The sequence below is a fragment of the Saccharospirillum sp. genome (assembly GCF_040881935.1).
GTDB lineage: Bacteria > Pseudomonadota > Gammaproteobacteria > Pseudomonadales > Natronospirillaceae > Saccharospirillum.
On the sequence record NZ_JBBECH010000061.1, the window covers coordinates 12,333 to 33,598 of the forward strand.

Genomic DNA, 21,266 nt, shown 5'->3' on the forward strand with positions numbered 1-21,266 from the left:
CGGTGCATCGTGAAATGCTATTACCATGAGGCGCAAAGCTCACACGCGCCCAAACATTTTTTTCTGCGCGGGCAACCGGCACCCTCACCGGAACAGCCGGTGCGCGCCGAGCGCCTGACAGAGGCAATCGATACCGCAGGCGCTAGCCTGACGCTGTTGCCACCGCTTGCCCGGGATCCACTTCTGCTCGACAGACTGAAGCGCATTCATACCAGCCGTTATCTCGATTTCCTTGAGAACGTGGTTGAACGCTGGCGAGCCTTGCCCGGAGCATCCGACATAGTCGCACCCAATGTGCACCCCTGTGGCCATGCCAGCTTCTACCCGCGCCACATTGTTGGCCAGGCAGGCTGGCATCTGCACGACATGGCCTGCCCGATGGACGAAGGCAGCTACACCGGTATTCTCGCCAGTGCCACGACGGCTCAGGCAGCGGCCGGTGCCGTTTTGGAAGGTGAAGCAGTGAGCTACGCCCTATGCCGGCCGCCAGGCCACCATGCAGGGCCGGAGCGGGCAGGGGGGTTCTGCTTCCTGAATAATACAGCGCTGGCGGCAACCGTTTTGCGTGAACGCTATGAACGTGTGGCGATCATCGATGTCGACCTGCACCATGGCAATGGCACCCAGGATATATTCTGGCAAAGAAGCGACGTCTGGACCGGCTCTGTGCACGTCGACCCTGCAGACTTTTACCCGTTTTACTGGGGTGCGGCGGCCGAAGTGGGGGACGGTGACGGCAAGGGTTACAACTGCAACGTACCGTTACCTCTGGGTGCCAACGGCATCGCCTTTTTACAGGCACTGTCACGGCTGTTGTCGGCGCTGGCAGAGTTCAACCCCCAAGCCATAGTCATTGCGCTCGGGCTGGATGCCCATAAAGACGACCCCCTGGCCGGCATGACACTTGAAACCGAAGATTTCTACCGCATTGGCCAGCGCCTGGCGCAGGTGAAAGGCCCCAAGGTCATTGTTCAGGAGGGCGGCTACCCAACCGACAGTCTCGGTGATAATCTTGCCGCCTTTTTGCATGGCTTCCGGCGGGGCTGATAGCCTTTTTTAACCCATTGTATCCAATCAACAGAGTGCATTTTATGAGTGATCGTTACATCGACAGCAACCACCGCATGAGCCAGGCCGTTGTTCATGGAAGCACGGTTTATCTGGCAGGCCAGGTAGCCCCAGACGCCAGCGCTGGCATGCGCGGCCAGACCGAGCAGATCCTGCAGGGCATTGACCGCCTGCTGGCCGAAGCCGGAACCGACAAATCCCATATTCTGTCGGCCACCATCTGGGTAACCGACATGGCCGAGTTCAGTGAAATGAACGCCGCCTGGGATGCATGGGTAGTGCCCGGTCGCACCCCGGCGCGCGCCTGCGTCACCGGTAACCTGGCCATGCCGGAGTGGAAAGTGGAGATCATGATGATGGCTGCCTTGCCAGCGTAAACCTGCCAGCGGTGTCTTCGCGGCCAGGTTGCCGCGAGGGCTTTATATTATAAGTGCATAACAAGACAATGAATTTGTATTTCTTGTTTTAAGAAAGAATCGTTAGACTGTCTCCATTGTTACTACATTTCCGCAGGAGAGAGATCATGGTGTTACGTTCCGTATTTGCCTCAGTCGCCCTGTCGCTGGCTTCTGGCCTGGCGATGGCATCGACCCCGCTGGTCAGTGCCGACTGGCTGAACAATGAATTGAACAACCCCTCGATAACAGTGCTCGATATTCGCTCGGCCGATGCCTTTGCTGAAGCCCATGTGCCCGGCTCTGTGTTTCAGACCTACGGCGACTGGCGTGCCGAGCGTGAAGGCGTGACCGGCAATCTGCCTGAGGTTACCGATCTGGCCAAGATGATTGGTAACCTCGGGATCGATAACGAACAGCAGGTGGTTATTGTGCCCCCGGGTGAAAATTCGTCGGATTTTGGCAGCGCGGCACGTGTCTACTGGACGTTCAAGGTGCTGGGTCACAATTCGGTTAGCATTCTGAACGGTGGTTACAAAGGCTGGGTTCAGCAAGGGTTCGAGGTGGCCAGTGCACCAATCAGCCCGGCACCTGCCCAGTTTGAGGTCGATTTTCAACCGCAGTACCTGGCCACGACTGAGGATGTTCAGGCCAATCTGTCCAATGGTGACGTGCAATTTGTAGACGCTCGCCCTTCCGACTTCTACACCGGTCAGACCAAGGCAGGCCCGGCCCGGGTTGCTGGCACGTTGCCAGGGTCGATCAACCTGCAGGAAGGTACCCTGGTTGATACCCGTGATGGGGTAGCTTACTTCCTGACGCAAGACCGTATTCGCCAGCTGGCCGAAGACGCGACCCTGAAACTGGATGCAGGCCGCACGGTCACCTTTTGCAACACCGGCCACTGGGCTGCAACCGATTGGTTTGCCTTGTCTGAAATTGCCGGTCTGCCGAATGTCGCGATGTATGACGGTTCCATGACAGCCTGGACGCAGGATCCCGATCGTCCGGTACAGACTGAGAAGCGTGGCTTGGGTAGACTGCTTGGCATATTTGGCGGCTAGTATTCTCTGAGTTTACTGTCGTTAAGACGTACAGCGCCTCCTTAGGCGCTGTTTTGCGTTTATAATCTCTATCACCATGTTTCAGCCTGAGGGCGTTGCTGTATGACTGTATCCAATGCACAGGCGACTGTGGAAGCCGCTGGCAAGTTTCCCAAAGTCGACCGCTTTATCATTACCCTGTCTCTGCTTGGGATGGCGTTACTCGCCAGCCTCATTTGGCTCGAAACCGCGCCGTTTCTGGTCGGACTGTTCTTTGTCGGTGCCCTGTTGGGGATTGCTCTGTATCACGGTGCTTTCGGGTTCACCGCTGGTTGGCGTAACTGGGTGGTCACCGGTAACGGAACAGGCATGAGAGCCCAGTTGTTTCTGCTCGGTCTGGCCTGCCTGCTGATCGTGCCCGTGGTGTCCGGTGGCATAGAAGGAACGGCAGGCACCATTGCGCCGGTGGGCGTTTCGCTGATAGTTGGGTCCTTTCTCTTCGGTTTTGGCATGCAACTGGGTGGTGGATGCGGCTCCGGTACGCTGTTTACCGTGGGTGCCGGGAACCTGCGCATGACGTTGACTCTGATTTTTTTCATCATCGGCTCGGTGGTGGGTACGGTGCACTTACCTTTCTGGCTTGATGCACCGGGCACCGACCCGATTCAACTGACGTCAAGTCTTGGCCCCTGGGGGGCGATTGCCCTGCAATGGGTTGCCCTTGCGGGGCTTTGGTGGTTGGTTGGGCGTCGTGAAAAACGGATGACTGGCAAAACCAGCCACGGCTTGCTGGATCGTGACCGGTCGGTATCGGTTTTTCGCACCCTCCTGACCGGACGCTGGCCGTTTCTGTGGGCTGCCGTAGTGTTGGCCGTGGGTAATTTACTGACGGTCATCCTGAGCGGTACCCCCTGGGGTGTGACGTTTGCCTTCGCACTCTGGGGTGCCAAAATTGCGCAGTTCATCGGCATTGATATGACTCAGGTCGAGTTCTGGACCTGGGATTATGGCGCACTGGCGTTGCGGGATTCCCTGCTGGTTAATGTACCCTCAGTCATGAATTTTGGAGTGTTGTTGGGTGCCATGCTGGCGGCTGGCCTTGCCAACAAGTACAACGCTGGCAGCAAGAACCCGCTGGTATTAAGGTCGGTGCTTGCCGCCGTGATTGGCGGTTCATTGATGGGGTACGGCGCACGCCTTGGCTTTGGTTGTAACATTGGCGCCATGTTCTCAGGTATTGCCTCAGCCAGCGTTCATGGCTGGATCTGGTTTGCATCGGCCTTTGTGGGCTCGTTGCTGGGTATTAAGGCCCGCCCTTATTTCGGCTTGGGTAATTGAGGAGGCAGGGAATGGAACGCATGTATAAACGCTGGCGTGTCGTGGTGATTATGTCGGCCATTCTGTTCGTGGTGATGGCTGATCACCTGCGCAGCCCAACGTTCGCCTTCAACATGGGCCAGGGTACTCAAACCACGTTGATGCAGCGTGATCTCGGCGCCTGCGCACCCTGCGGTGCACCTTGTCCTTCCGAGCGGAAATAACGACCTAAAACAGTCTTGCGCACAGGAATTTCTTATCGGCAAGTCTGTTTCTTCCCGAGGTGAGTGGTTACTATCGTCCGCTCACTGATCGGAGTTCCGTATGCAAAACTGGGTATTTCTGAGCATTGCCATTGTCGCCGAGGTGATCGCCACCTCGGCGATGAAATCCAGTGAAGAGTTTTCCAGATTCTGGCCTTCGCTGATTGTGGTTGTCGGGTACGTGCTGGCCATTTATTTTCTGTCACTGACACTCAGAACGATTCCGGTCGGCATCGCCTACGCCATCTGGGCAGGCATGGGCATTGTGCTGATTGCACTCGCTTCCTGGCTGCTCTATGGCCAGCGGCTCGACTTTCCGGCGATATTGGGCATGGGCTTCATCATTGCGGGTGTTGTCACCATCAATGTATTCTCCAAAGCTGGTGCACATTAAGCCCGGTGGTCAACAAATCGGAAAGGACGCTGAGCGTAAAAACCATTGGACTATTGGGTGGCATGACGCAGGCCTATTACCGGTTGCTAAATGAGAATGTCAAATCGGCGCTGGGTGGCCTGCATTCGGCCAAAGTGATTCTGTACAGTGTGGACTTTGCTGAAATAGAAGCTCTACAGCACCGGGGCCAATAGGGTGCAACCGCGCAGATACTGTCTGCAGCGGGCAGGGCTCGGTTAGTCTGGTTCGACTGAGAGGGTAACCTGGTCCCGGCCAGAGTGTTTGGACTGGTACAGGGCTTTGTCGGCGGCGTCCAGAACGGTCGAGATGCTCTCATTGTCGGTCACCGTGGTTGTGGCCACGCCAATGCTCAGGGTGACATAGCCAGTGTCGTTAGTTGGGTGCGGGATGGCGCGGCTACGAATGTTTCTGAGAATGCGCTGAGCCGACTGACGGGCCGCTTGCTGGTCTGCGTCGACCATCAGAATTAAAAACTCCTCGCCGCCGATGCGCAATGGGTAGGCTTCTTCAGAGCGAAACCCCGAGCGAATGATGTCGGCAATGTCGCGCAGGCAGTCGTCGCCCTGCAGGTGGCCCAGAGTGTCGTTGTATGGCTTGAACCAGTCGATGTCGATCATCAGGGCCGAGATCGTTCGGTTCTGGCCATTCAGCGTCAGTAGCCGCCGCAGACGGTCCAGTGCGCGGCGATTGCCCATTCGGGTCAGTGCGTCGGTTTCCGCTTCTACCAGCGCTTGTTGGTACTCATGCTGCAAAATGTTGGTGGTGTGCTTGGCCCGGGTAATATCGACCCCAATGCTAAGAATACCGAGGTCTGGAATGACTGTTTCGGACATCAGAATCCAGCGACCATCGACGGTATCGACCTCAAATTGCCGGTAAGGAATAACACCCCGGCGCTCTTGAGCACGCTTTAGCCAGTCTTCGATGTCCTCCGCTTCGATCTGTAAGCCTCCCGCCGAACGATGGTTGTCCCGAATGACCATCTCCCAGTGCGGGTGCGTACCGGGCTTTTGCTGCGTGAGCTCATAGTAGGTGGTGTTGGCATAGACCAGTACGTCGGCTTCATCATAGAGAGATACAGCCGAACCACTGGCTTCGAACAGCCGGGTCAGGGTGGGTAACAGGCCACCGACCGGCTTGGGTGCGTTGGGAGACGTCATAAACTCCTTCGGTACCTCTGATTGGCTCATAAAATACACTTTGGTGAGGTATTGATGATTCCCCTAAGGTAGATAATAGCCTCACTACCCTAACCTGGCTAACGCAGATTATGCTGGCTACGGAAACCTGGTATTCGAACCGGGTCAGTCGGGAGTCGGCTAACTGAGGGGCGTGTCGGAAGCGGCTTGTTTGGGCGATAGAAACGCCCGTATTTCGGCTTCCACTTCATCGTGATTCGTCATGTGGATGCAATGGCCTTCGGTATCCAGAATTCTGAGCAACCCCTTGGGCAATTTTCGGGAAACGTATTCACCTACCTTTACCGAGGCCAGTGAGTCTATCTTACTTTGCAGCACCAGGGTCGGAATCTGGCAATTTGGCAGCAAACTGCGGTGGTCTGAAAAGAAGGTGGCTTTGGCAAAGGTTTTTGCGACGAGTGGATCAGTGGAGCAGAAACTGCCTGAAAGCTCTTCGACCATGTGGGTGTCCGCCCCGCCACCCATAACCAGCGGGGCCAGGTAATTGGCCCAGCCGATGTAGTTTTTGTCCATCAGGTCGATGAGTTCTTCCAGGTCTTCACGTTCAAACCCGCCTTCGTATTCGGGAAGGTCGTTCAGGTAGTAGGGTGATGGACACACCATCACCAGATGGTTGACCCGATCGGGTGATTTCATGGCCGCGATCATGCCAATGACTGAACTGACCGAGTGGCCGACCAGGATGACGTTGTCGAGCTCCAGTGCGTCCAGAATCTCGGTAATGTCGGTAGCATAGCCCTCGAGTGTGGCGTAGCGGTGTGTACTAAATGCGGAAAGATCGGAATGTCCGGAACCGACGTAGTCGAAGGTAATGATGGTGTGATCGCGCTGCAGGGAGTCTGTTACATAGCGCCACATGGTCTGGTCGCATCCGAAACCGTGCGCGAACATTAGGGTGCGCTCTCCGCTTCCGAACACCTTGACGTTATTTCGTTGCCTGATTGTACATTCGTCCATCGGAAGTTCCTTGTCGGTCAATCATTACTGGAGTGCGATACGATGCCGGATTTTCGGCTTGCCACCCAGGGCTCAATCGCTTCGCCCGGCATGGGTCTGCTGATGTGATAGCCCTGACCGCTCTGGCAACCCAGTTGAAGCAGGGCTGCCTGTTGTTCGGCGCTTTCAATGCCTTCGGCAATCGCCTGGCAATTGAAGGCTTTTGCAAAGCCGATAATGCCGTTGATAATGGCGATGTTATTTGGGTTGGTTAACATGTCCTGCACAAAGGTTCGGTCGATTTTCAGGGTGTCGACTGATAGGTCTCGCAGATGGGAGAGTGTCGAATAACCGGTACCAAAGTCATCCAGTGACACCCGCAAACCCATGCGCCGACAAGCCGCTATGACGTTGGCTATATTCATGCTGTCGTTAATCGCGGAGGTTTCCAGTAGCTCAAGTTCGAACTGTGCTCTGGGCAGGTCCGAAAACCGGTTGAATAACACGGTCAACCGTTCCAGGAAGTGCGGGTCCATTAACTGAAAGCCAGATACATTAACGCTGACGGGCAGCTGCAGCCCGCTCTGGTACCAGCTGTTTGCCTGCTTCAGCGCGGTGGCGATGACCCAGTCTCCCAGTTCTTGTTCAATGCGTTTGTTTTCAATGTTCGGTAGAAAATTGGCAGGCATTAACAGGCCGCGCTCGGGGTGTTGCCAGCGAATCAGTGCTTCAACTCCTATCACTGCACCCGTTGTCAGGTTTATCTTCGGTTGATAATGCAGTACGAATTCGTCGTTCTCGATGCCCAGTCGAACCTGGGTGGTCAGTTTCTGGTGTGTTCTCTGGGTTGTTTCCCATTCCTGGTTAAACCAGCGGAACTGGTTTTTACCGGCCAGCTTGGCTTCATACATGGCCTGATCGGCTTGTCGGATCAGCTGTTCAGGCTCTACCGCGTTGCGTTGCGGATAGCGTGTGGCACCGGCACTGGCTGAAATAGAGAGTGTTTTGCCGTTGATCTGGAAGGGTGTGTTTAACTGATTAACGATGCGCTGGATCATCAGCGTATTGGTTGTTGCCTCGTCAGCCGTTTGCTGCAACAAGACGACGTATTCATCGCCGCCATAACGGGCGACAAGATCGGTAGTGCGCAAACTGCGGGTAAGGCGTTGACCGACGGCTTTAAGGAACTGGTCGCCCACCGGGTGGCCGTGGGTGTCGTTTATGGTTTTAAAGCCATCCAGATCAATAAAAATAATCACAAACTGACTCTGGGACAGAGCGGGGTCATTCATGCGATCGGATAAATATTGGGTTACTGATAACCGGTTAGGCAGCCCAGTCACGTCATCGGTGACGGTTCGGGCTTCCAGAAACCGGGCTTTTTCTTCAAGCAGGTTGCGGGCGTCGATCAGTTCCTGAAACAGTTTGTCGCGTTGTGAGGCATTGATGAAGGTCCAGTGAACTCTGTTCTCATCTTCTTCATCCCGACGAATGTTGGTTACAACTGAACATTTTTTCCCGTTCGCGGTTTTAAGCGTCAGTTGAATTTCGTCGCAGGCTCCTTCTTTAAGCAATAAAGGGGCAATATAGCTCTCAAACAGTATGCAGGAGGCCAGCGTAAAAATGTCGAACAGTGGTGTTCCGCCCAGGTCGTCGTGGTTCAGGTGATTTAAGGCGTAGCGGTTGGCATAGAGTATGGACCGTTCATTGTCGGTGACCAGGTAGCCAGATGGCATCAGGTCGAGTGAACCCTGGGTTCGGGCGGTTTCCATGGTGTGCTCCGGATATTTGTTTCATCAATACACTCAAAGGCCCAGTTTAGCGCGTTTTCACGTGTCAGCCAGCGGCAGACGGGGGGTTGCGCAGCCCTGGCCCACTTACAGCGCCAGGTGCCTGAGCTCGGGGGATTCCGTGCTGTAACGCCAGTATTGTTCGAATACCTCGAGTTGCTGACGCACGGTGGCGCGGTCGTCATAGTGAACGAAACCGATGTAGCCAGTCTCTGAGTTGCGGTACACAAGACCACTGCGGTCACTGAGCAGGAAGGTGCCTTTCATCGGTTCGGTATCGAGAATTTCAGGTTTGATGACCCGTATTTCGATGCGCGACAGGCGTTTTATCAAATCCAGCCAGGCGTGGCGGCCCTGCACGACGGGGCTGGTTTCGGTAACCAGAATGCGCACCTTGCTGCGCCGGTTGCATACGGCAAACTGGCGCAGGGCATCTGTGAGGGCATCGCTGCCCAGCCAGTCGCGGTCGAGGTCGGTGCTCAGTACCGTCAGTTCACGGCCAGCCTGGTTGATCAGCTCGCGGCTGTGTTCGATGAAGTCGTCCAGGGTGTTCAGTCGAATCACGCCGGTGTCATTACGCTCTGTCATAGTGAGCCTCCGCTTGGCAGCGAGTGATTAGTTCCGCATTGACACTTCGTTCAGTGAATCCCGGATCGATAGGAAGCTGCGGTAGCGTCTGGGCAGTAGTTTACCCGATTCCACGGCGGCCCGTACCGCACAACCCGGTTCGGTTTCGTGCGCGCAGTCACGGAATTTGCATAGCCCGGCGGCGTCATCGAGTTCCGGGAAGCCCTGAAACAGGCTGTCGGTTTCAACGTGCCAGAGCCCGAATTCGCGAATGCCGGGGCTGTCGATCAGGTTGCCGGCACCGGGAATGTGGTACAGCGCCGCCGTGGTGGTGGTGTGCTTGCCTTTGCCGGTAGCTTCGGAGATGGCGCCAACGCGAATCACTTCATCGGGCAGCAGGGCGGCAATGATGGACGATTTGCCCACGCCAGACTGGCCCACGAACACGGAATTACCGTCGGCCACCAGGGCGCGAATGGCTTGCATGCCTTCTTCGGTCTGGGCCGAGACGGAGTGGGTCTCGTAGCCGAGTTCTTTGTATTCTTCGAGTTCCCGCACCATGTCTGGTGCCTGATCGAGTTGATCGGACTTGTTGAGCAAAATGATGGGGTGAATGTTGTCGTGGGCAGCGGCCACCAGGTAGCGGTCGATCAGGTTGGCCGGAGTGCGTGGCGTTGGTGCGGCGACGATGATGATTCGATCGATGTTTGAAGCCACCGGGCGCAACTGGCCGCGTGAATCGGGCCGGCTGAGCAGGGTGCGGCGTTCTTCGGTGGCGACGATAACGCCACCTTCCTGCGGGTCTGGCTGCCAGATCACCTGGTCGCCGGTGACCAGCGGCGGCAGGTTGCTGCGTTTATGGCAGCGAACCGTGGTGCCATCGTCGGCTTCCACCTCGGTGGTGATGCCGTAATGCGCGATGATGAGCCCGCGTCGCGCCTCGCCCAGTTCACCGCCTTCCAGTTGGGATTCGATTTTATCGGCCTTTTTCTGGGCACGAGCCAGTCGTTCGTCCTGGACTTTCTGTATGCGGTGCTGTTGCTGGCGGGTCAGCTTGCGTTTACTCATGAATCGACGGTGCTTCTCTTGGGTTATACTCTAGGCACATTCTACTCCCTAAACCCCTTTCGGGGGGCATAAAAGGCATTTTGACATGGATAAAAAATCGAATCTGATCTGGGTTGACCTGGAAATGACCGGTCTGAACCCGGATACCAACCGCATCATCGAGATCGCGACCGTGGTGACCGATAAAGACCTGAATGTTATCGCTGAAGGCCCGAATCTGGTGGTTCACCAGAGCGATGCGGTGCTCGATGCGATGGACGAATGGTGTACCACTCACCACGGTGAATCCGGCCTGACGCAGCGGGTAAAAGACAGCACCCTATCGGATGCCGAGGCTGAGGCGCAAACACTGGCATTTTTGCAAGACTGGGTCGAGCCTGGCCAGTCGCCCTTGTGCGGCAATTCGATCTGGCAGGACCGGCGGTTTCTGATTCGTTACATGCCGAAACTGGATGAATACTGCCACTACCGCAATATCGATGTATCGACTCTGAAAGAACTGGCCCGTCGCTGGCGGCCGGAGGTGCTGGATGGGTTTCAGAAGAAAGGTAGCCATCGCGCGCTGGACGACATTCTGGAGTCTATTGGTGAGCTGAAACACTACCGAGAGCATTTCATTCGTCTGGACTGAAGGACCGAAAATCTTCGTCGAAACGGTGAGTGGGAACTTACTCACCGTTCAGTTTATCCTCCGCAATTTCGGTATCTTGGCCGCTGGCGAGGCCTTGCGATTGGAGGCGCAGGTCTCCGATTTCTAAAAATCACCACCTCCATTTGGATTTAAGGTCTGCCCAGTCATGTAGGAGCCGTCGTCACAGGCGAGAAAAACGTAACAGCTTGCCACTTCGCAGGGTTCCCCAGGGCGGCCCAATGGTACGTTGCTACCGAACTTGCGGATTTTCTCTTCATCAAAGCTGGCAGGGATGAGCGGCGTCCAGATAGGTCCGGGGGCAACACAATTAACTGTAATATTGCGCTCTGCTAACGATTGCACCATGGATTTAGTCAATGCTTCGATCGCCCCTTTTGTGCCCGCATAATCAATTAGGTGATGACTACCTCGATGAGCAACAACCGAAGAGGTATTTATAATTCTTCCGCCATCGTTAAGCCGGGGAAGCGCCGCACGTATCATGTTGTAATACCCGAATACGTTGGTGCGAAAGGTCTTCTCCAACTGCGCTTCACTGATATCGGTAATTTCGTCTTGCGGGTGTTGCTCCGCGGCGTTGTTGACCAGTATGTCGAGGGAACCGTATTCCTGCACTACCCGTTCTACCAAATATTTACAGTAATCAACGTCTCCCACATCGCCACTGCACAGGATGCAGTTGGCCCCCTCGTCCTGCACTAATTCGCGCGTCTCACTGGCATCCGTGTCTTCTCCAAAATAAGCGATGGCGACATCGGCACCTTCCCGTGCGAAATGCACCGCAATGGCCCGGCCGATGCCTGAATCACCGCCGGTAATCAGTGCCACCTTGCCCCTCAGTTTTTCGCTACCTTTATAGCTGCTGCGTATAAATACCGGTTTACGCTCCATGGCCCATTCGAGTCCGGGTTGCTTATCCTGAGTTTGTTCTCGATGTAATGAATCATCGTTCATCATGAATACCTTCCACTTTCTGTTCTGTCGAGGGCGAAATCCTGTAAGCGTTCATGGCTATTTCCCGCCAGTAATTCGCGTAGCTTAGATTTGTGCCGGGAGTTTAGTCTGTCTGTTAACGCACAGAATGGAGCAGGGTTTCCTTATAACATCGCGGCTTTCGGGCTTATGTTCGTAGAATTTACCTGATGAGGGTAAGTATTCCTCGGGTAAGCCTGCGAACCTTTCTGCTCTAGCCGTGCCTTGTTATTTAAAATATTTTACTGACGGTTATTCGCTATGCTTGAATTTCTCACTGAAAACTACACGGTCGTCGCAAGCGTTACCAATATCGGCACTTTGCTCGTCTGGATATTTTATGCTCAATTGTTGTACAGCAGCTATCGGCGTCAGCGGCTTCCGCGAGTCTTGATCAATAAAGGAGTGGGAGACGAATACGTCGATTCTCCCTGCCTGATCTGCAATATGAGCCAGGAGGCGGTGTTCGTTTACTTCATGATAGTTAAACTGAAGACGTCCGACGGGATCTACGAGGCCCCTATGACGGACCGAGAAGGCGATGAATTGCCGGAAAGTGAAGGCGAGATCACTCTGAGAAACAGAACCCGCCAGGGCCCACTTAACTCTGGAGAGTGCCTGGAATTTGTCAGCTTTAGACGCATGATCAAAAGACTGCTTGATTCAGCAGAACTCGATATCAATGACGGCTCTCCCTCTGCAGCAGGTATACAGCTGCACTGGCTTGAGGTTCACGTAGTGAGTATTTATGGCCCGGAACACAAACCCTTCGGGGCAGTAAGACGATTCTCGATTGAAGCTCCCGAGGAGGGGCAGCAAGTGCGTCTCTATCCGGATACCTTGGATACCGAAAATAGAAGATCCTTTAGATACAGGCGTCAAATAAATGATTGGCTTAAACGGTACCTCTAGGGAGCCTCATGATATATATAACGGCCGGTTGTTTATCAATCATCCTCGTGATGCTCGACATTGTGTGGACCACACTGACGACCAGAGGCGAAGGCCTGATATCCGCGAGTGTATCAGGAGGGTTCAGGAAAGTAGCGCGGCTGGCGATGCGTAGCGGGCACAGAATGTCTGAGCTTGTAGGGTCGGTTTCATTAATGGCACTGGGTGCTGTTTGGCTGGCGGGCCTTTGGGCAGGCTGGGTCCTGATCTTTCTGGGCCTGCCTGACGCTATCACACACTCACAACGCCCGACGTCTGACATCTACGATCTTGTGTATTTCGTGGGTTTTACACTGTCTACCTTGGGCATAGGAGATATTACGCCGAGGGGGGCTGTAGCCCAGTTGGCAACTGCCTTCGCATCATTTAATGGATTGCTGGTGGTTACACTTGTAGTGACTTATGCCATCTCAGTAGTCAGTGGGGTAGTCGCCAGAAGGGTGCTGGCGTACGAGATTTATCTCGTGGGGGAAGAAAACGGTGACTTCCTGGCGAAATTCGCCAGCGTCAATGACTTCAGCGAGTGGGTAGCGTCTATAAAAAAAGATCTGATTTTTTGCACCGAACAACGACTCGCTTACCCCATTTTGGACAACTTCGTTGCCAAGGAATAGAGGTATTCTCTACCAGTTCAGCTAGCCAAGCTTGGACTGGCCGCACAAAAGGCATTTCAAACTGATATCGGGTGCAAACAATCGAGCCGGAAGCTGAACGAATTATTTTCAATACTTTTTCGGTACACATCTCTTACTGGAATAACCGAGGGTGAGCTGGTGAACAGGCTTCGAAAACTGGAAGCTTGGGAGGGTTCGGGTAGGTGAGTGAAGGTGCTGGTACACGATGGCATAGGCATCTGGCTGTGTGCACGGCGTTGAACCAGACCGCGCCATGGAAACAATTGTCTAATATGCCTTTCCTATTAGCCCCTGGTGTCCTGATTTGTGTTCCCCGGATAAACCTACCGCTAGTGAAGCTGAGCATTTGTTCACGGATTTGAACGCAACCATAAGGCATTTAACGATCCTTTTCTTTATACCTGTTTGACACCCACGCCGTTCACTGCTTTTCTTGACCATGCATTTAACGTTGTCACGATTACCAAATCGTGAAGTGCGTCGAACGTCCCGTTTCGTATTGCTGTCGGCGTGGACAGATAATTCCTTGGTGTCAAATGCACCAGCTGAGAAAAGGACTTATTGATGACTGATGCTACAGTCAACACCTCTCCACAACACACGCCTGTTAAAGACGATTACCCATTGGTCGTCAGCTCCATTGGATGCGGGCCACACCAGTGTCAGCCAAATCGATCGGTCTCGGTGTTTCTGTGTGAAGTATTCTCAATGCCTTTTTGCCGCAGCCTTTCTTCTTAGCAGTAGATCAAAACTGACTCATATTTGATAAGCCTACTTACAAACTTCCAGGGATGAGAAAAAGCACTATGACCTACAGAGCAGAACCCAATCATAACCACCTTCTGGCAGCTTTGTCGCCTAATGTTCAGAACCGTTTATTTCCGCACCTGGAGCTGGTGCCATTGCCATTACGAGCGGTCCTTTTTGAATGCCATCAACCCATGGGTCACGTTTACTTCCCCACGAACTCCATAATCTCGTTGCAGTATCTGTTGGAAGACGGGGCATCGACCGCGATCTCGATTGTAGGCAACGAGGGGTTGCTCGGCGTTTCTTTATATATGGGCGGCGACGAGTGCATGCTTCACCGGTCGCTGGTACAGAGCGCCGGTTATGCATATCGGCTCCCTAAGCAGAGATTGAAAGAAGAGTTCGACCGCCACGGGGAGTTGCTTTTACTGATGCTTCGCTACACCCAGGCCTTGCTCACGCAAGTCTCACAGACTGCAGTTTGCAACCGGAACCACCAGATCTACCAGCAGCTCTGCCGTTGGCTTCTCATTTCCATGGATCGTTTGGAAGATAACCACCTGACCATGACGCAGGAATTCATCGCCAACATGCTTGGCGTTCGCCGCGAAGGTGTCACTGAGGCAGCGCTTAAGTTACAACGCCTGGGCGTGATTTCATATTCGCGAGGATTAATCAACGTGCTTGACCGGCCGAAACTGGAAGAGCTGAGTTGTGAATGCTATAGCGTGGTTCGGGAGGAAACAGACCTGCTGCTTAATTATCTGCCGCAGCGGCAAGTGATTAAGAAACCTGAATCCATCGCCATTGCGGTGCTTTGAGTGAATCCACTGGGCACTCATCGCAGGCCATAGCCACAAACTGAGGCTATGGCCTGCGATGAATGTCCAGGTGGTTAGGGCTGGGTTGTTCGCTGCGTAAAGGGTCCCTTTTGCTCATGAGTGCTTCCTGATGGCTGAGACCAGTTCGCTCTTAGACATATTGCTTCGGCCACGAATATCCAACTCCTTAGCTCGGTTATAAAGCTCGTTTTTAGTACGTTCCTCAAGATTACTGTTGGGGTTTCCGGTGCCCTGTGTGGTTTTATTTGGGGTTCGTCCCTCCTGCCTGCGCTGCTTGTTAACGGTGGCTGCGGCTATCTCCTTGGCTTGCTCCTTATTTTTACCTCGCTGTTGCTGGGTTTGCTTGATGTTCTCGTACTGTCTCTCGTCTTTGGAACTCCATGCTTTTGGCATTTTAAGCACTCCTTTTTTGCTTGTGGACTTTTAGTGTAGACTAAATAATAGCCTCTACTACAAACCCTTCGTTGTCATTGCTACTGGCTCCAACCTGATGGCGTGTTAGCGTCTGCGGCTAGTGAAAACCTGCAAATACGACTAGAATCGCCGTCCATCGATCAACCAACCCGGTATTTTCCCATGGGCAGAGCCTACCAGAACCGCAAAGAATCCATGGCCAAGACTTCGGATATGAAAGCCAAGGTCTACAGCCGTTACAGCCGCGAAATCTACATGTGTGCCAAATCCGGAGGCAGTGAGCCGACCGGTAACCTGGCCCTGGCATCCCTGCTGGAGCGCGCCAAGAAAGACCAGGTGCCCGCTCATGTTATCGATAAGGCGATCACCAAAGCGGCCGGTGGTGGTGGAGAAGACTTTGCAGTGGCGCGTTACGAGGGCTTCGGGCCGGGTAATACTATGATCATTGTCGACTGCCTGACCGATAACCCGAACCGCACCTACGGCGATGTGCGCACCTGCTTTAACAAGGTGAAAGCCAAGCTGGGTGCCTCGGGCGCGGTCAGCCATCTGTTTGACCACGATGCTATCTTCAGTTTCTCCGGACTGGACGAAGAGGCTGTATTTGAAGCCCTGGCCGATGCGGATGTTGATGTCTCTGATATCGAGGCCGAAAACGACGTGGTTACCGTGTTTGCCCCCCACACCGAATACGCCAAGACTCGCGATGCCCTCAAAAGCGCCTTCGACGGGATCGAGTTCGAAGTGGATGAAGTCCAGTTCGTGCCGCAAATGACCACGGCTATAGAAGGAGCCGACGTCGAACAGTTTGAGAAAATGCTCGATCTGTTGAATTTTCTGGACGACGTTCAACACGTTTACCATAACGCTGCATACTGATCGAGAATGCTGCTTACGACCTTCTGAACCATCCTGGTCACTGGCTCGTGCCTGATAGGCAGCAGTGACCTCGGCTGTCTTTACAGCCAATTTTCAGTTATACTGCCGCTCGAAATTCAACGCATCAACACTAAATAGGTGCAGGCAGTTGGTATGAATAGACCTCTCTTATCCCCCTTTGTTGCTTCCCCGCCATAGCATTCTCCTCCCTTGCGTCCTACGCACGCGATAGCCTCATTCCTGACCTTATGCACTGATATATCGGTCAGCGACTACTTTTCAAATTCAGCAAATGGATACTCCATTGACGACTGTGAACGAATTTAATACGACTAAACCGGCCTTTTTTTCAGAAGACTCCAATTTACACCAATTTGTGCGCGATACGCTGGCGGAGGCCAATATCACCATTGGTGGAAATCAGCCATGGGACATTGCGTTCCAGGGCTTTGGCGTGCCAGAAAGCGCAATGTCACGCGGTAATTTGGGGTTGGGCGAAAGCTACATGGATGGGTTGTGGACAGCTAAGCATCTTGATGAATTTTTCTATCACATTTTGAAAGCCCGACTGCATGAGAAGATTAAACCGTCTCGTGTTCTATTGCATTTTTTGAAAGCCAGGCTACTGAATCGTCAGACCAGTAAGCGGGCCTGGGAAGTAGGCGAACAGCATTACGATCTCGGTAACGAATTTTACGCGGCCATGCTCGATTCACGCATGACATACACTTGCGGTTACTGGAAAGAGGCCACAACGCTGGAGCAGGCACAGGAAGCTAAGCTCGATCTGATCTGTCGCAAGTTGCAACTGAAATCCGGTATGAAAGTGCTGGATATCGGTTGTGGTTGGGGCAGCTTCATGAGCTATGCCGCTGAACACTACGGGGTTGAAGCGACGGGCGTTACTATCTCGAAAGAACAGGCAGACTGGGCTAAAGAACGCTACCCGCATTTGCCGCTCAATTTTCTGTTGCAAGACTATCGTGATGTGCAGGGCAGTTATGACCGCATTGTCAGCGTCGGTATGTTCGAACACGTTGGCCACAAGAATTACCGGACGTTCATGGAAGTGGCCCACCGGTGCCTGGCAGATGGGGGGCTGTTTTTGTTACACACCATTGGCAAGAACGAAAAGTCGCCGGGAACGGACCCCTGGATCGATAAATACATTTTCCCGAATGGTGAATTACCCTCAGTAGGCCAGCTAGGCGACGCGACCGAAGATCTGTTCATTGTCGAAGATTTGCACAATTTCGGTGCTGATTACGATAAAACCCTCATGGCCTGGTACGCTAATTTCAAGGCGGCCTGGCCGCAGTTCGAAAACGAGCTGGGTGACCGTTTTTACCGCATGTGGGAGTACTATCTACTCTCTTGTGCCGGTGCCTTCCGTGCCCGCGACATCCAGTTATGGCAATGGGTTATGTCCAAAAACGGTGTTGAGGGTGTCTACCCCAGGGTTACCTGACCCGTTTAAGCCCGGTTTTCACCAGGCCGGGCTTCAAAACACACGCCCATGTCATTAGAATGCCGCCTATTTTTTGAACAGAGTATTCCTGTCATATGAATCTGATCAGCAAAATGATCCATCCGGACCTGACCTCGACCGAGGGTAATGTCTTCAAGCGCCAGGCCGCGCGCGGTATTGTGCTGCGCGATGAGTCCATATTGTTGCTCTTTACCGAGCGCTACAACGATTTCAGCTTTCCCGGTGGCGGTGTCGATCCGGATGAAGACATCGTCGCGGCGCTGGCCCGTGAACTTAATGAAGAGACCGGGGCCCGGGATGTTCGGGTCAAACATCACTATGGCTACATAGAAGAGCTGCGCCCCTACTGGAAGCCGGAGTTCGATCTGATGCACATGACCTCGCATTTCTTCGTATGTGACATCGCACCTGAACTGGAAGCGGCAAAAATGGAACACTACGAGATCGACAACGGCATGAAGCCAGTGTGGGTCAAGCTGCACGATGCCTTGCGTCACAACCGGGAAGTGATGAAGCGTCAGGACAAGTCGATGGGCCAGTCGATCCAGCGCGAGACCTTTATGCTGGACCGGGTCGCCACTGAATTTCTGGCCGTGGGTGCCTGAGCCATCGGCGCACAGTGGTTACCGCAGATAGAAGAGTCTCTTTGATGAACAGTCGAGCCAAGCCCGAAAGCCACGCGGAACAGGAAGAGCGGGAGTACCTCGATAGGGTACAGCAACGCTTGCAGCAGTCGATCGATCAGGCTGACGACCGGTTGAGTCAGTACGCCCGGGATATTCAGGAGCAGAAGGACTATCTGTGGAATAACCGGGATGAGATGGACCATGTTGAAAAGATCGCCGCACGCGACTCGATTCAGGTTGCGGTGTCTACTGGTGACAATCTTTTGGCCCGTCAGGAGCAGTACCGGAAACTGCAACAGTCGCCCTATTTTGGCCGCTTCGATTTCACCCGGGATGGCGAGCAGGAAACCACGCCTGTCTACATCGGTGTTAAACATTTCTACGATGAGTTCGACCGGGTCAATCGGGTGTTTGACTGGCGAGCCCCGGTGGCCACCCTGTTTTACGATTACGAGACCGGCCCGGTGCAATACGAGGCACCGGAAGGCGAGGTTACCGGCCAGGTTGACCTGAAACGCCAGTTCCGTATTAAAAACGGTGACTTGCAACTGATGATCGAAAGTTCGGTCAATGTCATGGATGAAGTGCTGCAGGATGAACTCGGCCGCGCCTCGGACGATGGCATGAAGAACATCGTGGCGACCATTCAGCGCGACCAGAACGCGATTATTCGTAACGATCAGTCGAGCGTGCTGATCATTCAGGGCGTTGCCGGTTCTGGCAAAACATCCATCGCCCTGCACCGCATCGCCTATTTGCTCTACCGGCACAAAGACACTCTGTCATCGAAAGACATCCTGATCATCTCGCCCAACCAGGTGTTTGCCAGTTACATTGCCAATGTGCTGCCTGAGCTGGGTGAGGAGTCCGTCAACGAAATGGGAATGGACGCGCTGGCCAATGAATTGCTGGAAGGGCAATATCGATTCCAGACGTTTTTTGAGCAAACCTCTGAGTTGCTCGATAAAAACGATGAGCAATTAAAAGAGCGAGTACGTTTTAAGTCGAGCCCCGAATTTCTTAAGGAACTGGGCCGTTACATCGCCCATGTCGAAAAGAATGCCTTTCAGGCAACCGATGTTTGGATTTCGCGGCGCCTGGTTCCCGCCTTTTTGCTTGAGGAAATTTACCGCAAGCACCGCTCCCTGAATTCGACTCAGCGCATCAACCAGGTTGTGAAGGAAGTGGAGGTCAAGGTGAGGATGCAGTACAGCTATGATTTTCGACTGGAAGACCGGCAGGCGTTAAAAGCTGAACTGAAAGGCATGATTCGGAAGTCGAGCCTGCGTGAAACCTACAAGCAATTTTACACCTGGCTCGGCAAGCCCGAGCTGTTCCGCCAGGCAAAGGGTGGTCGGCTGGAATACGCCGATGTCTTCCCGCTTATTTACATGAAGATGAACCTGGAAACGGTGCCATTGTCGTATCGCAAGGTCAAACATCTGTTGATTGATGAAATGCAGGATTATTCGGCGGTTCAATATTCTGTCATTGCACGACTGTTCCCCTGCAAAAAAACCATACTGGGCGATGCCGCCCAATCGGTGAACCCCTATAGTTCATCGACCGGTGAAGCCATTCAGCACATCTTTGTGCAGGCAAAACTGGTGTCGCTGAATACAGCGTACCGATCGAGTTACGAAATTAGTCAGTTCTCGCAGCGTATTCTTCCCAACCCGGAGCTGAAGGCCATTGAGCGCCACGATGAAGAACCGAAGGTGGCTGCTTTTAAGACCAAACCGCAGGAGCTGGCGTATATTGCTGAACAGGCGAAAGAGCTTGAGTCATCCGATCACAAAAGCCTGGGCATCATTTGCAAGACACAGAAGCAGGCTGAAAAACTTTATGCCAAGCTACAATACAGCGTGGAAACAGCGGTACTGTTGAACCATCAGAGTCAGGGATTCAATCCGGGCGTCATCGTGTGTACGGCCTACATGGCCAAGGGGCTTGAGTTTGATCGGGTCATCGTACCGGAGGCTACCGACAAACTGTATCACACGGAGATGGACCGTCACCTGCTGTACGTGGCCTGCACCCGGGCCATGCATCGCCTGGCGCTAACCCATAGCGGTGAGGTGACGGCGCTGCTAAAGTAAAACCCGTTACCCGGAACAATGTCCCGTTAAGCCAATAGATCGAATTCCGGAGTTCGGTTTGGTGTCGGTGGCATGGGCCCGCACCGGCTACCGGGTGTGCTCCTGTGGGGTCGGCGTAAATCCGTCCGTGGAGCCTAGGCCGCAGCATCCTTGCTGCGGACTCCCCCACAGGATCACACCCGGCAACCGCTGCTTGTCTTGTCGTCGAATTCCTGAAATTTAATAACAAAACAATCACTGGAAGGCGTTATCTATGGCCAAGCACAGTCTGGAATCCCTGATCTCTGAACTACAAAAACGAGCTGAGCAACCTAAACGGACCCTGGTAGGCATTGTAGGAGCCCCTGGCGCGGGCAAGTCGACCCTGGTTGAACGTCTGCAGCAAGCCGTAGGCGAAGAGCGCTGCGCCGTGGTGCCGATGGATGGGTACCACCTCGACAATGCCATTCTCGACGCCAACGACTGGCGCATGGTAAAAGGCGCGCCCCATACCTTTGATGTTGCTGGGTTAGCCCTGAGCCTGAAACGACTGGCCGCTGCAGAGGAAGATCTGTATCTGCCGGTGTTTGACCGCGCCCTGGACCTGGCCCGCGCTGGGGCCCTGCGCGTAACGACGGCCCAGCGGCTGGTGTTGGTGGAAGGTAATTATCTGCTGTTGGATCAGGCACCCTGGAACGAACTGGCCAGTTTGTTTGATCTGAAGGTTTACCTCGACGTACCGATGGAAACTCTTGAGCAACGCCTGACACAACGCTGGCTGGACCATGGTTTCGATGCGGACATGGCCCACAAAAAAGTCAGTGGTAACGACCTGCCCAATGCTCGTCTGGTGGTGCAAAAGACCGTGAGGGATACTGAGACCGTACTACTGTCTTTGTAAAAATTTCTTGTTGTTA

General features: G+C 53.8%; 22 protein-coding genes. 15 read left to right on the top strand and 7 right to left on the bottom strand.

What is annotated here, in order from left to right; genetic code table 11:
- The first annotated feature begins 9 nt into the window (after nucleotides 1–9).
- The 6 genes from WEB54_RS11565 (at nucleotide 10) to WEB54_RS11590 (ending at nucleotide 4,480) form a co-directional block, all read left to right on the top strand.
- The gene (locus tag WEB54_RS11565; protein ID WP_368055770.1) at nucleotides 10–1,047 is read left to right on the top strand and encodes a histone deacetylase family protein; all 1,038 of its coding nucleotides are present in this window, start codon (nucleotides 10–12) and stop codon (nucleotides 1,045–1,047) included.
- Nucleotides 1,048–1,091: 44 nt separating this feature from the next.
- On the top strand, nucleotides 1,092–1,445 hold the full coding sequence (locus WEB54_RS11570) for a RidA family protein (RefSeq protein WP_368053848.1): 354 nt from the start codon (nucleotides 1,092–1,094) through the stop codon (nucleotides 1,443–1,445).
- Nucleotides 1,446–1,591: 146 nt separating this feature from the next.
- Nucleotides 1,592–2,527 (top strand): sulfurtransferase, encoded by a 936-nt coding sequence (locus WEB54_RS11575; protein WP_368055772.1) that lies wholly within the window; start codon nucleotides 1,592–1,594, stop codon nucleotides 2,525–2,527.
- A gap of 102 nt (nucleotides 2,528–2,629) precedes the next feature.
- Nucleotides 2,630–3,844: a YeeE/YedE family protein gene (locus WEB54_RS11580; protein WP_368053844.1), complete on the top strand. Its 1,215-nt coding sequence runs from the start codon at nucleotides 2,630–2,632 to the stop codon at nucleotides 3,842–3,844.
- Between the two features lie 11 nt (nucleotides 3,845–3,855).
- Complete coding sequence (locus WEB54_RS11585) at nucleotides 3,856–4,047, top strand: hypothetical protein (RefSeq protein ID WP_368053842.1); 192 nt, start codon at nucleotides 3,856–3,858, stop codon at nucleotides 4,045–4,047.
- 100 nt (nucleotides 4,048–4,147) lie between these two features.
- Complete coding sequence (locus WEB54_RS11590; protein WP_368055774.1) at nucleotides 4,148–4,480, top strand: multidrug efflux SMR transporter; 333 nt, start codon at nucleotides 4,148–4,150, stop codon at nucleotides 4,478–4,480.
- Nucleotides 4,481–4,716: 236 nt separating this feature from the next.
- Here WEB54_RS11590 and WEB54_RS11595 read toward each other — a convergent pair whose 3' ends face one another.
- The 5 genes from WEB54_RS11595 to rsgA form a co-directional block, all read right to left on the bottom strand.
- Nucleotides 4,717–5,661: a GGDEF domain-containing protein gene (locus tag WEB54_RS11595; protein ID WP_368053892.1), complete on the bottom strand. Its 945-nt coding sequence runs from the start codon at nucleotides 5,659–5,661 to the stop codon at nucleotides 4,717–4,719.
- Nucleotides 5,662–5,820: 159 nt separating this feature from the next.
- Nucleotides 5,821–6,657 carry an alpha/beta fold hydrolase gene (locus WEB54_RS11600; protein WP_368055776.1) on the bottom strand — a complete coding sequence of 279 codons (837 nt, stop codon included), beginning with the start codon at nucleotides 6,655–6,657 and terminating at the stop codon, nucleotides 5,821–5,823.
- 17 nt (nucleotides 6,658–6,674) lie between these two features.
- Nucleotides 6,675–8,408: an EAL domain-containing protein gene (locus WEB54_RS11605; protein ID WP_368053896.1), complete on the bottom strand. Its 1,734-nt coding sequence runs from the start codon at nucleotides 8,406–8,408 to the stop codon at nucleotides 6,675–6,677.
- Nucleotides 8,409–8,513: 105 nt separating this feature from the next.
- Nucleotides 8,514–9,014 carry a hypothetical protein gene (locus WEB54_RS11610; RefSeq protein ID WP_368055778.1) on the bottom strand — a complete coding sequence of 167 codons (501 nt, stop codon included), beginning with the start codon at nucleotides 9,012–9,014 and terminating at the stop codon, nucleotides 8,514–8,516.
- Between the two features lie 27 nt (nucleotides 9,015–9,041).
- Entirely contained in the window at nucleotides 9,042–10,061 is a 1,020-nt protein-coding gene (gene rsgA / locus WEB54_RS11615) for a small ribosomal subunit biogenesis GTPase RsgA (RefSeq protein ID WP_368055780.1), read from the bottom strand.
- Nucleotides 10,062–10,146: 85 nt separating this feature from the next.
- Here rsgA and orn point away from each other — a divergent pair, with 85 nt between their 5' ends.
- Complete coding sequence (gene orn, locus WEB54_RS11620; RefSeq protein ID WP_368055782.1) at nucleotides 10,147–10,692, top strand: oligoribonuclease; 546 nt, start codon at nucleotides 10,147–10,149, stop codon at nucleotides 10,690–10,692.
- A gap of 123 nt (nucleotides 10,693–10,815) precedes the next feature.
- Here orn and WEB54_RS11625 read toward each other — a convergent pair whose 3' ends face one another.
- The gene (locus WEB54_RS11625) at nucleotides 10,816–11,670 is read right to left on the bottom strand and encodes an SDR family oxidoreductase (protein ID WP_368055784.1); all 855 of its coding nucleotides are present in this window, start codon (nucleotides 11,668–11,670) and stop codon (nucleotides 10,816–10,818) included.
- Nucleotides 11,671–11,946: 276 nt separating this feature from the next.
- Between WEB54_RS11625 and WEB54_RS11630 the strand changes: the two genes are divergently transcribed.
- The 3 genes from WEB54_RS11630 (at nucleotide 11,947) to WEB54_RS11640 (ending at nucleotide 14,842) form a co-directional block, all read left to right on the top strand.
- Nucleotides 11,947–12,597, top strand: a complete 651-nt coding sequence (locus WEB54_RS11630) for a hypothetical protein (protein WP_368055786.1) — start codon at nucleotides 11,947–11,949, stop codon at nucleotides 12,595–12,597.
- Nucleotides 12,598–12,605: 8 nt separating this feature from the next.
- Entirely contained in the window at nucleotides 12,606–13,250 is a 645-nt protein-coding gene (locus tag WEB54_RS11635; RefSeq protein WP_368055788.1) for an ion channel, read from the top strand.
- A gap of 827 nt (nucleotides 13,251–14,077) precedes the next feature.
- Entirely contained in the window at nucleotides 14,078–14,842 is a 765-nt protein-coding gene (locus WEB54_RS11640; protein ID WP_368055790.1) for a Crp/Fnr family transcriptional regulator, read from the top strand.
- 114 nt (nucleotides 14,843–14,956) lie between these two features.
- Here WEB54_RS11640 and WEB54_RS11645 read toward each other — a convergent pair whose 3' ends face one another.
- A complete protein-coding gene (locus WEB54_RS11645) occupies nucleotides 14,957–15,256 on the bottom strand; it encodes a Rho termination factor N-terminal domain-containing protein (protein ID WP_368055792.1) in 300 nt (99 codons plus the stop codon).
- Nucleotides 15,257–15,439: 183 nt separating this feature from the next.
- Between WEB54_RS11645 and WEB54_RS11650 the strand changes: the two genes are divergently transcribed.
- From WEB54_RS11650 to WEB54_RS11670, 5 genes are all read left to right on the top strand, one after another.
- Nucleotides 15,440–16,156, top strand: a complete 717-nt coding sequence (locus WEB54_RS11650; RefSeq protein WP_368055794.1) for a YebC/PmpR family DNA-binding transcriptional regulator — start codon at nucleotides 15,440–15,442, stop codon at nucleotides 16,154–16,156.
- 313 nt (nucleotides 16,157–16,469) lie between these two features.
- Complete coding sequence (cfa, locus tag WEB54_RS11655; RefSeq protein ID WP_368055866.1) at nucleotides 16,470–17,624, top strand: cyclopropane fatty acyl phospholipid synthase; 1,155 nt, start codon at nucleotides 16,470–16,472, stop codon at nucleotides 17,622–17,624.
- A 95-nt stretch (nucleotides 17,625–17,719) separates the two neighbouring features.
- A complete protein-coding gene (locus WEB54_RS11660; RefSeq protein WP_368055796.1) occupies nucleotides 17,720–18,250 on the top strand; it encodes an NUDIX hydrolase in 531 nt (176 codons plus the stop codon).
- A gap of 44 nt (nucleotides 18,251–18,294) precedes the next feature.
- Nucleotides 18,295–20,370, top strand: a complete 2,076-nt coding sequence (locus WEB54_RS11665) for a UvrD-helicase domain-containing protein (RefSeq protein WP_368055798.1) — start codon at nucleotides 18,295–18,297, stop codon at nucleotides 20,368–20,370.
- 253 nt (nucleotides 20,371–20,623) lie between these two features.
- Nucleotides 20,624–21,250 carry a nucleoside/nucleotide kinase family protein gene (locus WEB54_RS11670; protein WP_368055800.1) on the top strand — a complete coding sequence of 209 codons (627 nt, stop codon included), beginning with the start codon at nucleotides 20,624–20,626 and terminating at the stop codon, nucleotides 21,248–21,250.
- Nucleotides 21,251–21,266 lie beyond the last annotated feature (16 nt).

Bases quoted from the DNA above. Each gene is read 5' to 3' on its own strand.
- WEB54_RS11650 (WP_368055794.1), top strand. From the start codon at position 15,440: ATGGGCAGAGCCTACCAGAACCGCAAAGAATCCATGGCCAAGACTTCG.
- WEB54_RS11670 (WP_368055800.1), top strand. From the start codon at position 20,624: ATGGCCAAGCACAGTCTGGAATCCCTGATCTCTGAACTACAAAAACGA.
- WEB54_RS11585 (WP_368053842.1), top strand. From the start codon at position 3,856: ATGGAACGCATGTATAAACGCTGGCGTGTCGTGGTGATTATGTCGGCC.
- WEB54_RS11570 (WP_368053848.1), top strand. From the start codon at position 1,092: ATGAGTGATCGTTACATCGACAGCAACCACCGCATGAGCCAGGCCGTT.
- WEB54_RS11590 (WP_368055774.1), top strand. From the start codon at position 4,148: ATGCAAAACTGGGTATTTCTGAGCATTGCCATTGTCGCCGAGGTGATC.
- WEB54_RS11625 (WP_368055784.1), bottom strand. From the start codon at position 11,670: ATGATGAACGATGATTCATTACATCGAGAACAAACTCAGGATAAGCAA.
- WEB54_RS11645 (WP_368055792.1), bottom strand. From the start codon at position 15,256: ATGCCAAAAGCATGGAGTTCCAAAGACGAGAGACAGTACGAGAACATC.
- orn (WP_368055782.1), top strand. From the start codon at position 10,147: ATGGATAAAAAATCGAATCTGATCTGGGTTGACCTGGAAATGACCGGT.
- WEB54_RS11630 (WP_368055786.1), top strand. From the start codon at position 11,947: ATGCTTGAATTTCTCACTGAAAACTACACGGTCGTCGCAAGCGTTACC.
- WEB54_RS11575 (WP_368055772.1), top strand. From the start codon at position 1,592: ATGGTGTTACGTTCCGTATTTGCCTCAGTCGCCCTGTCGCTGGCTTCT.
- WEB54_RS11610 (WP_368055778.1), bottom strand. From the start codon at position 9,014: ATGACAGAGCGTAATGACACCGGCGTGATTCGACTGAACACCCTGGAC.
- WEB54_RS11580 (WP_368053844.1), top strand. From the start codon at position 2,630: ATGACTGTATCCAATGCACAGGCGACTGTGGAAGCCGCTGGCAAGTTT.
- WEB54_RS11665 (WP_368055798.1), top strand. From the start codon at position 18,295: ATGAACAGTCGAGCCAAGCCCGAAAGCCACGCGGAACAGGAAGAGCGG.
- WEB54_RS11605 (WP_368053896.1), bottom strand. From the start codon at position 8,408: ATGGAAACCGCCCGAACCCAGGGTTCACTCGACCTGATGCCATCTGGC.
- WEB54_RS11595 (WP_368053892.1), bottom strand. From the start codon at position 5,661: ATGACGTCTCCCAACGCACCCAAGCCGGTCGGTGGCCTGTTACCCACC.
- WEB54_RS11640 (WP_368055790.1), top strand. From the start codon at position 14,078: ATGACCTACAGAGCAGAACCCAATCATAACCACCTTCTGGCAGCTTTG.
- rsgA (WP_368055780.1), bottom strand. From the start codon at position 10,061: ATGAGTAAACGCAAGCTGACCCGCCAGCAACAGCACCGCATACAGAAA.
- WEB54_RS11660 (WP_368055796.1), top strand. From the start codon at position 17,720: ATGAATCTGATCAGCAAAATGATCCATCCGGACCTGACCTCGACCGAG.
- WEB54_RS11600 (WP_368055776.1), bottom strand. From the start codon at position 6,657: ATGGACGAATGTACAATCAGGCAACGAAATAACGTCAAGGTGTTCGGA.
- WEB54_RS11635 (WP_368055788.1), top strand. From the start codon at position 12,606: ATGATATATATAACGGCCGGTTGTTTATCAATCATCCTCGTGATGCTC.